At 67.3% G+C, this 12,583-nt stretch carries 8 protein-coding genes; 1 reads left to right on the top strand and 7 read right to left on the bottom strand.

What is annotated here, in order from left to right; genetic code table 11:
* Window positions 1-2 precede the first annotated feature (2 nt).
* Window positions 3-653: a 50S ribosomal protein L3 gene (gene rplC / locus QK291_RS05225; RefSeq protein WP_024366134.1), complete on the bottom strand. Its 651-nt coding sequence runs from the start codon at window positions 651-653 to the stop codon at window positions 3-5.
* A 17-nt stretch (window positions 654-670) separates the two neighbouring features.
* A complete protein-coding gene (gene rpsJ, locus QK291_RS05220; protein ID WP_024366135.1) occupies window positions 671-979 on the bottom strand; it encodes a 30S ribosomal protein S10 in 309 nt (102 codons plus the stop codon).
* A gap of 483 nt (window positions 980-1,462) precedes the next feature.
* Between rpsJ and QK291_RS05215 the strand changes: the two genes are divergently transcribed.
* The gene (locus QK291_RS05215; protein ID WP_282379774.1) at window positions 1,463-2,890 is read left to right on the top strand and encodes a GH1 family beta-glucosidase; all 1,428 of its coding nucleotides are present in this window, start codon (window positions 1,463-1,465) and stop codon (window positions 2,888-2,890) included.
* Window positions 2,891-2,985: 95 nt separating this feature from the next.
* Here QK291_RS05215 and QK291_RS05210 read toward each other — a convergent pair whose 3' ends face one another.
* The 5 genes from QK291_RS05210 to fusA form a co-directional block, all read right to left on the bottom strand.
* The gene (locus QK291_RS05210) at window positions 2,986-3,111 is read right to left on the bottom strand and encodes a hypothetical protein (RefSeq protein ID WP_282379773.1); all 126 of its coding nucleotides are present in this window, start codon (window positions 3,109-3,111) and stop codon (window positions 2,986-2,988) included.
* Between the two features lie 47 nt (window positions 3,112-3,158).
* Complete coding sequence (locus QK291_RS05205; protein WP_282379772.1) at window positions 3,159-7,373, bottom strand: hypothetical protein; 4,215 nt, start codon at window positions 7,371-7,373, stop codon at window positions 3,159-3,161.
* A gap of 86 nt (window positions 7,374-7,459) precedes the next feature.
* On the bottom strand, window positions 7,460-8,806 hold the full coding sequence (locus QK291_RS05200; RefSeq protein ID WP_282379771.1) for a carboxylesterase family protein: 1,347 nt from the start codon (window positions 8,804-8,806) through the stop codon (window positions 7,460-7,462).
* 164 nt (window positions 8,807-8,970) lie between these two features.
* Window positions 8,971-10,161 carry an elongation factor Tu gene (gene tuf, locus QK291_RS05195; protein WP_282379770.1) on the bottom strand — a complete coding sequence of 397 codons (1,191 nt, stop codon included), beginning with the start codon at window positions 10,159-10,161 and terminating at the stop codon, window positions 8,971-8,973.
* 257 nt (window positions 10,162-10,418) lie between these two features.
* Complete coding sequence (gene fusA, locus QK291_RS05190) at window positions 10,419-12,533, bottom strand: elongation factor G (RefSeq protein WP_282379769.1); 2,115 nt, start codon at window positions 12,531-12,533, stop codon at window positions 10,419-10,421.
* Window positions 12,534-12,583 lie beyond the last annotated feature (50 nt).

Below are 12,583 nucleotides of genomic sequence, written 5' to 3'. Positions count from 1 at the left end.
AACTAGGCTCCCTTCACGGCGGTGCGTACGAGTACGACCTGGCCGCGGGCGCCGGGGACGGCGCCCTTGATCAGGAGCAGCGACTTCTCGACGTCAACCGCGTGGACCGTGAGGTTCAGCGTGGTGTGACGAACGGCGCCCATGCGGCCGGCCATTTTCATGCCCTTGAAGACGCGGCTCGGGGTGGATGCGCCACCGATTGAACCGGGCTTACGGTGGTTCTTGTGGGCACCGTGGGAAGCTCCAACGCCGTGGAAGCCGTGACGCTTCATAACACCGGCGAAGCCCTTACCCTTGGTGGTGCCAACGACGTCGATCTTCTGGCCGGCTTCGAAGAGCTCTACGGAGAGCTCCTGGCCCAGCTCGTAAGAGTCAGCATCTGCGGTGCGCAGTTCGACGACGTGACGGCGAGGCGTGACGCCTGCCTTTTCAAAGTGACCAGCCAGCGGCTTGGTGACCTTGCGGGGATCGATCTGGCCGTAGCCGATCTGAACGGCGACATAGCCATCAGTGTCTGCATTGCGCAGCTGCGTGATGACGTTCGAGTCAGCCTGGACCACAGTGACGGGGATGAGCTTGTTGTTCTCGTCCCAGACCTGGGTCATGCCGAGCTTCGTGCCCAGCAGGCCCTTTACGTTACGGGTTGCGGTCATAGTTTCTCAGCACCTCCCTACAGCTTGATTTCGATGTTCACGTCGGCCGGCAGGTCGAGACGCATCAGCGAATCAACTGCCTTCGGCGTGGGGTCGATGATGTCGATCAGACGCTTGTGAGTACGCATTTCGAAGTGCTCACGGCTGTCCTTGTACTTGTGCGGAGAGCGGATGACGCAGTAGATGTTCTTCTCCGTCGGCAGCGGCACAGGGCCTACTACCGTGGCGCCTGCGCGCGTGACCGTCTCAACGATCTTCCGTGCTGAAGAGTCAATGACCTCGTGGTCGTATGACTTCAGCCGGATGCGGATTTTTTGTCCCGCCATGTCGCCTGACTCTCTTTCGTTAGTGCTGCTCCAGTGAGGGCTGCTCTGTTTACTTGCGTGTTGCATGTGGCTGCCGAAGCAATTGAAGTCGTAACTACCACCCGCCGCACAAGCTGAATCCGGATAAATCCGGGTTCCTCAACCTGCCGACGTAACCGACCCCCGCGGTCGGGCGTGTCGCGCTTTTTGACGCGTACTCGTCCGCAATTCCTTGGGGCGTGGGCTATGTTTGGTCTCCTACTTGGACCCTGACACCCGGCATTATCCGGATCGGGACACGAAAGAGCGCTTGAACAACTCATCTAGTATGCCGGAATTGCCGGGCAGAAGCGAATCGACGGCCGGGCGGGGTACGGCATCCGCCGGCCAGCGACCGAACGGGTTCCGCCGTTTCGGAACGGCCGACGGCGGGACAGGACGGCCGACGGCGGGACAGGACGGCCGCTCATTGCCATCGGCGGGCACCGTGGGGATGATGGGGACATGACTGTGCAGGATTCGGTAGCAGTTCAGGCCCTCGCCGCGCGCCTGCGGCCGGATTTCCAGCTGGGAGTTGCCTCGGCCGCTTTCCAGATTGAAGGGTCCCTCGCGGCCGGCGGCCGCGGCCCCTCCGGCTGGGACGCCTTTGTCGAGAAGCCCGGCACCATCCAGGACGGCCACTCCCCCGCCATCGCGTGCGACCACTACAACCGCACCGCCGAGGACGTCGAACTGATGCGCACGCTCGGCATCGACTCCTACCGGTTCTCCCTCTCCTGGCCCCGGATCCAGCCCGACGGGACGGGCCCGTTCAACAGCGCAGGACTCGACTTCTACGACCGGCTCATTGACCAGCTGCTGGCTGCCGGCATCTCCCCCATGGCCACCCTGTACCACTGGGACACCCCGCTGCCGCTGGAACACCGGGGCGGCTGGCTGCAGCGGTCCACCGCGGAACGCTTCGCCGAATACAGCGCCGCGGCCGGCCGCCGCTTCGGCGACCGTGTCGCGCAGTGGGTGACGCTCAACGAACCGGTCTCGGTCACGCTCAACGGCTATGCCCTGGGGCTCCATGCCCCGGGCCACGACCTGCTCTTCGATGCCCTGCCCGCCGTGCACCACCAGCTCCTGGGGCACGGCCTGGCGGTGCAAGCGCTGCGCGCGGAGGGGGTCACCGGCACTGTGGGCGTCACCAACCTGCATTCCCCGGTCCGGCCTGCGTCCCGGTCGGTGACGGACCGGTTCCTGGCCAACATCTTCGACCTGGTCCTGAACCGGGTCTATGCGGATCCGATCCTCCTGGGCCGCTACCCGAAGGTGCCGCTCATCGCGAAGCCGTGGTTCCGATCGATGGGGAAAATCTCCGACGCCGACCTGCGGACCATCCACCAGCCCCTCGATTTCTACGGGCTGAACTACTACTACCCCGTGAAGGTCGCGACCGGGCGCGGCCTGGGCGAGAGCCCCGCGGGCACCGCGGACGCAATGTTGAAGATGCCGTTCCATATGGCGGCGTTCCCGGAATATGCGACCACGGGTTTCGGCTGGCCGGTGGCGCCGGACCACCTGGGCCCGCTCCTCCGCGAACTGAAGGACAGGTACGGTGCCGCGCTGCCTCCGCTGTACATCACCGAAAGCGGGGCCAGCTTCCCCGAGCCCGAGCACGTGTCCGGCCCCCTGCCGGATACGGACCGGATCAGCTACCTCGCATCCCATCTGGGGCATGCTGTGGACGCCACGGCGCCGGGCGGCATCGCCGAGGACGTTGAACTGCTGGGCTATTACGTCTGGACCCTGATGGACAACTTCGAGTGGGCCGCCGGGTACTCGCAGCGCTTCGGGCTGGTCCACGTCGATTTCGAGAGCCAGGAACGCACGCCCAAGGATTCATATTACTGGTACCAGGCCCTCAGCCGGGCCCGCAAGCCCTGAGCCGGCACGGCCCCGCGGCGCCGGGCCGGCAGTGGCCTGGTTGCCTGCTCGCTTAATAAAGCTGGCGCGAGTTGGCGCGTTTTAACGTTGGCGTGCTATTTGTCCCGGTTGGCCCGGTTAATGCGCTTGGCCCGCTCAATCTCGTCGCGGAAATGCTTCTTGGCCCAAAAGACAGCGGCGACGACGGCAACGGCCACCAGCAGGAAAATCAACCAGCCCATTGTGAGCTCCCTTCGTTGAGAGCAACGATATCAGCGCCCGGTCCCCATCAACTATGGTCCGCCGGCTCACGTTGCGGTGCCGGCTCGTCGACCACGGGCTTGCTGCGGTTCAGCCTCCAGACCGCCAGCACGATGAGGGCCGCGGCGATAAGGGCCAGCAGCGCGAAGGTGTACTGGCGCATCGCCCACATGATGCACAGCGCCACCCCTGCCGCACCCCACCAGACAAACAACCGTTCGCCGAAGGCCAGCCCGCCCATGAGCAGGACGGCCAGCAGGGCCAGGACCCACAGCTGCTGGCCCGGACCGCCGCCGAGGATGATCCCCAGCCCGGACAGCGTCAGCAGCCCGGCGGCGCCCGATAACAGCGCCCGGCCCGTTCTGCGGTGGCCCGCCCCGCGGTTCCAGGACGCCAGGCGCAGGGCTCCTAGCAACCCGGCCAGAACGACGTACCACTGCAGAGTCCAGAACGCATCGGGCCACTCGGAGCGTGCCTCGAGTCCGGCGAACAGCGCCGCGCGCTGCACCGCCGCCGTCGTGGCGAAAAGTCCCAGTTCCGCACCGGCCCTGCGGGCTCTGGCCGGCGCTTCGGCGCAGCACACCGCGGCCGTGGCGGCCACCAGTGCTGCCCCGGTCCAGGCCGTCGCTTCCCACCAGAGCCCGGCGGCCGCGGCGAGGCCAAGCCCCAGGACAGCAGCCGACACCAGCGACCAGCGGCGGACCGGATCGGCGGCCAGCGGTCCGCGGCGCAGCCACCGGACGGCATACAGTGAAACCGCCGCGGCGCAGCCCGCCAGCCACGGAAGGTAGCTGCCCCAGGCACCCGGCACGGCTTCCAGCAGCACGGAGGCCGGCAGCGCGGCACCGGACAATGTGGCACCGGACAGGGCCGCCGCCACGGCCGGGACGTAGAGCGCCGGCCACCGTTCCAAGTGCGACGCCGCAAAACACACCGCTGCCAGCACCAGGACCGACGCCCCGGCCAGCCAGACAGCGGCGAGCGGAACCAGCACCAGGGCAGTCAGCACGAAAGCACCGGACGCCGCCAGCCAGAGCCAGCGTTCGACGTCGGCCCGCGCGTTCCGCCGGAACCGCAGGCCGGCGGCGGTGGCCGCCAGCGACAGCACGAGCAGCACCACCACGACCCCGTCGTGGCTGAGCGCCGGCCGGTCCAGCAGACCGCCGGCAGGGATGCCGCCGTCGAACGGCGCCAGGGGCCCCAGCGCCACAGTGCCGACCACGGCGGCATAGACCGTCAGGTACGCGGCCCCGCGGGCCGCAAACACCCGGCTGGCCACCGCGGCGGAGACCAGCAGCAGGGCCACATGCAGCACGATGACCCAGCGGCCGCCGTCGTCCGGCGCCGCCGCCAGGTAACCGAGCGGAAGCGCCGTCTGGGCGGCGAGCGTGATCCACACCGCCGCCTGCTGGAACGGGACTTCCAGCAGGCGGTGCCGCATGAGCGAGCGGATCACGTGCTGGGCTGCAAGGACCAGCCCGAAGGTCACCGATACCGCGGTGACCGAGACGGTCGCGTCGTAGCTCAGGACGAGCGCCAGCGCCAGGGTCAGGACCCGGGCCGCCGCGAAGTAGACGCCCTTGGCCGTGCGCGAGGCGGAGGCCACCACCATCGCGGCGCTGAAGGCGGCAAAGATGCCCAGCACCAGCTCGGCGTCGAGCGCCGACCCCGCACGGGCCGCCAGCAGCACCGCCAGCACCGCCGGGGCAAACACCGCCGCCCGCGGGCGGGCCCGCAGCACGAGACCCGCCGCCGCTGCGCCGAGGGCCATCACGACGACGGCCGCGGTCAGCTGCCAGCCCCCGGCCGGCTGGGCCTGGAGACCGGAGGCCGTGAGGACAGCCAGTGCGGCGGCCTGCAGCACCAGCACCGCGGCGGCGTCGGCGACCACGCCGCCGGGAGCCCGGCGCCGGAGCTCGGCCAGCAGGGGGAACGCCAGCTGCAGCCCCAGCACCAGCACCGCCAGCGATGCACCCATGAGCTCCTCGCCGCCGATCAGCAGCGGACCGGTCTCCCGCCGCAGCTGCTGGAAACCCGTCAGGACCAGGACGGTGCCGGTCCCCCTGGCCATCCACCAGTAGCACCACCGCTGCTGCAGCGAAGCGCGGCGCAGCGCGGTTGCCACGAGGTAGAGCACCGTCAGGGCCAGGCTGATGTTGCCGATCCCCAGCGAGACCCCGGCAAACGCCAGCCCGGCCAGCCCCGCCGCCATGCCGAGGGGCAGCAGTTCACGGACACCGGACCGCCGCGGAGTCCCGGCCGCAGCTTCCCCGGAGAGTGCCCGGCCGAGGCCCAGTGACGTGAGGAGCTGGAGCACGACGGCGGCGCCGGCGAGCGTTCGCCCCGTCGAGTCATCCGCGAGGGCCAGCGCGGCGAGAACGAGGAGGGCCGCCAGCGAGAAGGCCGCCAGGCTCACGTCCGGGGCCAGCGACGGAACGCCGGCCCGGACCAGGGCTGCCGTGGCCAGCTGCTGCAGCACGAGAGCCAGCAGGAATGCGGACAGCACCGGGACAGCGCCGCCGCCGGTCGCGGCCGCGGCCACCGCCGGAACGGCCAGCGTGGCTGCGATCCGGGCGGCGAGCACAAAGTGCCGGCGCAGGGGCTCCGCCGGGGGCAGGGAGCGCACCGCCCAGAACAGCGCGACCAGCAACAGGAACACCGCCGGACTCCAGACTCCGGCGCGGCCGCCGAACGCCGCCGCCACCAGGAGGGCGGCCACGGGGGCCCCTTCCGCCAGCCCTCCCAGGCTAACGGCGAGGGCCATGCCGGTGCACAGGGCCAGCAGCAGCGGCAGCCACACCGGGACGCCGACGCCGGGGCCGACGGCGGGGCCCACGGCGGCAACGAACAGGGTGGCCGCGCCCCACAGCAGGGTCAGGAGCAGTTGCGCTCCGAAGGTGCCGAGGGCGTCCGCCCGCCGGCGGCCGGCCGAGCCCAGCAGCGTGCCCGGACCCACCGTCAGTCCGGACGCCAGCAGCACGGACTGGACGGCTGCGAGCATGATGGCGGTCAGCGCCATCCACGGCAGGCTGTCGCTTGCCGCCCAGACCGCGGCCGCCGCCGCCGCGGTAAGGCTGACCCGCGCGCCGTAGTACTGGCCGACCCGGAACCGGCTTTGCGGCAGCGCAGCCATCAGGGCGAAGTACGTTCCGCACAGGAACATAATGAACGCGTACTCGCCCCTGCCCAGCAGCATCGGGAGGAAGGTCGCAGCGGCGGCGACGCCGGGGACCATGAACGGGTGCAGGTCCATCAGCGGTTTGAGGAACACCGACGGCATCCAGCGCGGACGGGTCAGTGCCAGCAGCGTCAGGATGACCGCGATGGCGATCAGCGCCGCGAAGTACCAGAGCAGGGCTCCGCCGACGACCGAAATCCCGGACCACGCCGTCGACACGACAAACGTCAGCGACAGGTAGGCGAGCACCCTGCTGTCCATCCGGACGGCGGCGGCAACATAGGCCACAGTGCCGATGAACGAGGTGACCAGCCAGGCGGCGGGGCCGTCGGGCAGGGTGAAGTTGTACATGGCCAGGCCGACGACCGGGATCAGGGCCAGCCCGGTTCCGGCGAAGGCGACGGCGGCCGGCCTCAGCCGCGGGGCCTTCGCATGCAGGACCAGACCGCCGGTGTAGAACAGCGCGGTGATAGCGACAACGCCGGCGAAGCGGAGGACTGCCGGGAGGCCGGTGCCGATGAACAGGGCACCGGCAGCCACCAGCAGGAGGCTGGCGACGTAGAGGGTGATGTTGATGTTCTGCCGGTCCCGTTTCTCCTTCCGGGCAGCCCGATCCGCAGCGGACTCCTCTGGAACAGGCGGGCGGTCGGCCACCTGGTAAGGAGCGGGCCGGTGCACCGGCGGGGGCCGGCCCTGGTCGCGCGCTGCCGGCCGGACCGGCGCTGTTGGCCGATACTGGAACGCCCCGACAGGCTGGGACTGCCGTGTTGGCCAGCCCGGCGGGGCCAGCGGTGGAGCCGCCGGCGGCACCGGCGCGGCCGGCGGGGGAACTGCCCCAGCCGCCGGCGCAACGGTCGCGGGCGGGACGGTCGCCGCCATCGGCTCCCGCGCCGCCTGAGCGTCCCGCCAGCCCTGGAGGTGCCCGGCCCGGAAGCCGGCAGCGAAAGCCTGGCTGTTCGCATCGGCGGCACGCCGGCGTTCCCGCGTCCTCCCCCAGAGCAGGCCCAGCAGGAGGGCGCCCGCAACCAGGAGTATTACCACCAGGGGGTGAACAGCGGTCGACATGAACATCCTTCGTGACTCCGGCTGCCCGTACCCGCCCAGCGCTCCTTAAATCCAATGACTAGATGAAATATAGCACCGGTGGACGGTTAGCGGGTTCCTGTCCACAGGGCCCGCTCCCAGGCCCGGGGATCCTCCGCGACCCTGGAGACCGTGTCGAACCGCATCGTGGCCCGTCGCCCGGGCTCATATCTCGGCCACCCCGGGTCTCCGGTTCTCGCGAAGGCCACCCACGCGGCGTGCATCGTCTGAGCGAGTCCCTGCGGCGGATCTTCGCCCAGCATCGGACCGAACAGCGGCGCATCGGGTGTCGCCGTATCAAGGACAAAGGGAATCTCAAGGGCATGGACCGCGCCCGGGCCCGGCGAGGCCCAATGGAACTCGTACATGTAGGTGCCTGCGGCGGCACTGGCGTGCGCGTCCGCCAGACGGATGGCGGGGATCCGCATCCACCAGTCCGGCTGGACCACCGCGAGCAGCTCGCCGGGGGCCGCCGTCGGGTATCTTTCCCGGTAGGCGGGCAAAGCCTGGCCGGCAATCAGCCCGAAAGCCTGCAGGGGCTGGTGTCCGTAGCTGCGGACGGGTCCGCTCAGGATCTCGTCGGTGATCCCGCCGATCGCGCCGCTGGCGACCAGCCACAGCCGCCAGTCGTCGGCGTTCGTACCGACGATCAGGTCCACGGACCCGCCGGATCCGGCGGCGATCTTTTCCATCAGCTCGGCCTTCAACTCAGCCTGGGCCGCCAGCAGCCGCTCGACCCCGGCACCCACGATCGCGGCACGGGTGCGGGGAACGCCGAGCTTGCCGGCCAGATACCCGGCGATGCGCAGCGCATCCGCGGCCGGCGTGACCTGGTGGGCCGCTCCGCTCTGCAGGATCGCCCGCCGGAACAGCCCTACGGCGCGGGGCATGGAGAGCAGCATGCCGATGCTCGTCGCGCCGGCGGACTCGCCGAAGACCGTGACGTTGCCGGGGTCACCGCCGAAGGCTGCGATGTTTTCCCGCACCCACTGCAGCGCCGCCAGATGATCGAGCAGCCCGAGGTTGGCGATGCCGTCGCCGAGGTAGAGGAACCCCTCCGCGCCGGAACGCCAGTTGATGACGATACAGACCACGCCGTCCCGGGCGAAGCGGCTGCCGTCGTAGGCCGCCGTCGAGCTGAGCTCGAACATGCCGCCCTCGATCCAGACCATCACCGGCAACCCCGACGCGCCGGGATCCGGCGTCCAGACGTTGAGGTTCAGGCAGTCCCCGGACGGCGCGGCGCGTTCCACCGCCGCAAACGCGGAGGTGACTTCGGTCCAGTCCTCGGCCGCCCCCTGGTCCGGGCCGCCGGTGGAAGGGGGCGCCACCTGCGCGGGCTCCGGCCCGAGCCTGGTGGCGTCACGGACGCCGCGCCACGGCTCGACCGGCTCGGGCGGCCGGAGCCGGGCCACGGCTCGACCGGCTCGGGCGGCCGGGGCCGGGCCAGGGGACGAGGCCAGGGACCGCGGCCGCAAAAAAGAACAGCCCCGCTGCGAGTGCAGCAGGGCTGTTCTTTGCTTCACGGGGGCCGTCAGACGGCCGACCCGATCAGAGGTCTAACTCAGATCATCAAGTATTACTTGAGGATCTTGGTAACACGTCCCGAACCAACGGTGCGGCCGCCTTCGCGGATAGCGAAGCCGAGGCCATCTTCCATGGCGATGGGCTGGATGAGCGCAACGGTCATCTCAGTGTTGTCGCCAGGCATAACCATTTCCGTGCCTTCCGGCAGGGTGATAACGCCGGTTACGTCCGTGGTGCGGAAGTAGAACTGCGGGCGGTAGTTGGAGTAGAACGGGTTGTGACGCCCGCCTTCGTCCTTGGAGAGGATGTAGACGTTAGCCTCGAAGTCGGTGTGCGGGGTAATGGAACCCGGCTTGACGACAACCTGGCCGCGCTCGACATCGTCGCGCTTCAGACCGCGGAGCAGAAGGCCACAGTTCTCGCCGGCCCATGCTTCGTCGAGCTGCTTGTGGAACATCTCGATACCGGTAACCGTGGTCTTCTGGACCGGGCGGATGCCGACGATCTCGACCTCAGAGTTGATGGCGAGGGTTCCACGCTCGGCGCGGCCCGTGACAACGGTGCCACGGCCGGTGATCGTGAAGACATCTTCGATGGGCATCAGGAACGGCTTGTCGCGGTCACGTACCGGGTCCGGCACGGAGTTGTCGACAGCTTCCATGAGGTCCTCGACGGACTTGACCCAAACCGGGTCGCCTTCGAGAGCCTTCAGACCGGAGACGCGAACGACAGGAGCCTCATCGCCATCGAAGCCCTGAGCCGAAAGCAGCTCGCGAACTTCCATTTCGACGAGGTCGAGGAGCTCTTCGTCATCGACCATGTCCGACTTGTTCAGTGCAACCAGCAGGTAGGGGACACCAACCTGGCGGGCGAGCAGGACGTGCTCGCGGGTCTGAGCCATCGGGCCGTCAGTGGCGGCAACCACGAGGATTGCACCGTCCATCTGCGCAGCGCCGGTGATCATGTTCTTGATGTAGTCAGCGTGACCCGGAGCGTCTACGTGTGCGTAGTGGCGCTTCTCGGTCTGGTACTCAACGTGGGAGATGTTGATGGTAATGCCGCGCTGACGCTCTTCGGGAGCAGAGTCAATGGACGCGAAGTCGCGCTGCTCGTTGAGTGTCGGGTACTTGTCGTACAGCACCTTGGAAATAGCGGCCGTCAGCGTCGTCTTACCGTGGTCAACGTGACCAATGGTGCCGATGTTGACGTGCGGCTTAGTCCGCTCGAACTTTGCCTTTGCCACAGGTTCCTCCTAGAACGTTTTCAAATGACTTACCCTTCGACCGCGCTTGTCGCGGCGAAACTTCAGTAAGTCTACTTGGGGGGCTTTGGATTGATGAAATTGCAGATTCAGGAACTAATACTAGTCCCTCGAGTCTGTCGGTGCAGGTGGCCGCCCGGCTTGCCCGGAAAGCGGCTGACCGGAGCCGGCCACCTGCACCGGGTGAATCTCCGCGGACGGAGACGCACCCGAGTTTGTTGCTGCGAGAGCCCTAGGGACTACTCGCCGCGGGTCTTCTGGATGATCTCGTCGGCGAATGCCTTCGGGACCTCGGCGTAGCTGTGGAACGTCATGGAGTACACAGCGCGGCCCTGAGTCTTCGAGCGCAGGTCACCGATGTAACCGAACATGCCGGACAGCGGGACGTGAGCGCGGATGACCTTGACGCCCTGGGCATCTTCCATGGACTGCATCTGGCCACGGCGGGAGTTGAGGTCACCGATAACTTCACCCATGTATTCCTCAGGGGTGCGGACCTCGACATCCATCAGCGGTTCGAGCAGGATGGGGTTCGCCTTGCGTGCGGCTTCCTTGAAAGCCATACGGCCCGCGATCTTGAACGCCATTTCCGAGGAGTCAACATCGTGGTACGCGCCGTCAATCAGCGTGGCCTTGATGCCGACAACCGGGTATCCGGCGAGGACGCCGTCGTTCAGCGCATCCTGGATACCGGCGTCAACCGAGGGGATGTATTCGCGCGGAATACGTCCACCGGTGACCTTGTTCGAGAACTCGTACAGCTCGCCCTCGGACGTGTCCAGCGGCTCGATCGCGATCTGGATCTTTGCGAACTGGCCGGAACCACCGGTCTGCTTCTTGTGCGTGTAGTCGTGACGCTCTACAGCACGCTTGATGGTTTCGCGGTAGGCAACCTGGGGCTTGCCCACGTTGGCCTCGACCTTGAATTCGCGGCGCATGCGGTCCACCAGGATGTCCAGGTGGAGCTCGCCCATGCCGGCGATGATGGTCTGGCCGGTGTCCTCGTTGAGGGAGACCTGGAAGGTCGGGTCCTCAGCGGAGAGCTTCTGGATGGCCGTGGAGAGCTTCTCCTGGTCACCCTTGGTGTTCGGCTCGATCGCAACCGAGATCACGGGCTCCGGGAAGCTCATGGACTCGAGGACGATCTGGTTGCTGGGATCACACAGGGTGTCACCCGTGGTGGTGTCCTTCAGACCGATCGCCGCGTAGATGTGGCCAGCGGTAGCGCCGTCAACGGGCATTTCCTTGTTGGCGTGCATCTGGAACAGCTTGCCGATGCGCTCCTTCTTGCCCTTGGTGGAGTTGACCACCTGGGAGCCTGCTTCCACGTGACCGGAGTACACGCGGATGAAGGTGAGCTGACCGAAGAACGGGTGCGTAGCAATCTTGAACGCCAGAGCCGAGAACGGCTCTTCGGAGGACGGCTTGCGCGTCAGTTCCTTCTCTTCGTCGCGGGGATCGAGACCGATCATCGGCGGGACGTCGAGCGGGTTCGGCAGGTAGTCCACGACGGCGTCAAGCATCGGCTGGACGCCGCGGTTCTTGAACGCGGAGCCACAGAAGACCGGGTAGAGCTCGGAGTTGATCGTCATCTTGCGGATGCCGGCCTTGAGCTCGTCTTCGGTGATTTCTTCACCTTCGAGGTACTTCTCCATGAGCTCTTCGGAGGACTCTGCAACGGTCTCGACGAGCGTTGCGCGGTACTCTTCGGCCTTTTCCTTGAGGTCAGCCGGGATCTCCTGGATCTCGTACTTGGCACCCATGGTGACGTCACCCTTGGAGTCGCCGGGCCAGACCAGTGCGCGCATGTACAGCAGGTCGACGACGCCGACAAAGTCGTTCTCGGCGCCGATCGGCAGCTGCATGACGAGCGGCTTGGCACCGAGGCGGCTGATGATGGTGTCGACGGTGAAGTAGAAGTCAGCGCCGAGCTTGTCCATCTTGTTGACGAAGCAGATGCGCGGGACGTTGTACTTGTCAGCCTGGCGCCAGACAGTCTCAGACTGCGGCTCCACGCCTTCCTTGCCGTCGAACACGGCAACTGCACCGTCGAGGACACGCAGGGAGCGCTCAACCTCAACCGTGAAGTCCACGTGGCCGGGGGTGTCGATGATGTTGATCTGGTTGTTTTCCCAGAAGCAGGTCACGGCGGCAGACGTGATGGTGATGCCGCGTTCCTTTTCCTGTTCCATCCAGTCAGTCGTCGAAGCGCCGTCGTGCGTTTCGCCGATCTTGTGGTTCACACCCGTGTAGAAGAGGATGCGCTCGGTAGTAGTGGTCTTGCCGGCATCAATGTGGGCCATAATGCCGATATTGCGGACCTTGCTAAGGTCGGTAAGCACGTCCTGTGCCACGGTGTCTCCCTTTCGGATGAACTGCACGATCGCCGCCGGCCCGGTGGAGC

This window comes from Arthrobacter sp. AL12 (genome assembly GCF_029960645.1).
Taxonomy (GTDB): Bacteria; Actinomycetota; Actinomycetes; order Actinomycetales; family Micrococcaceae; genus Arthrobacter.
Note: the sequence above shows the minus strand (reverse complement) of the source record. Positions and strands in the feature narration are given on the sequence as shown.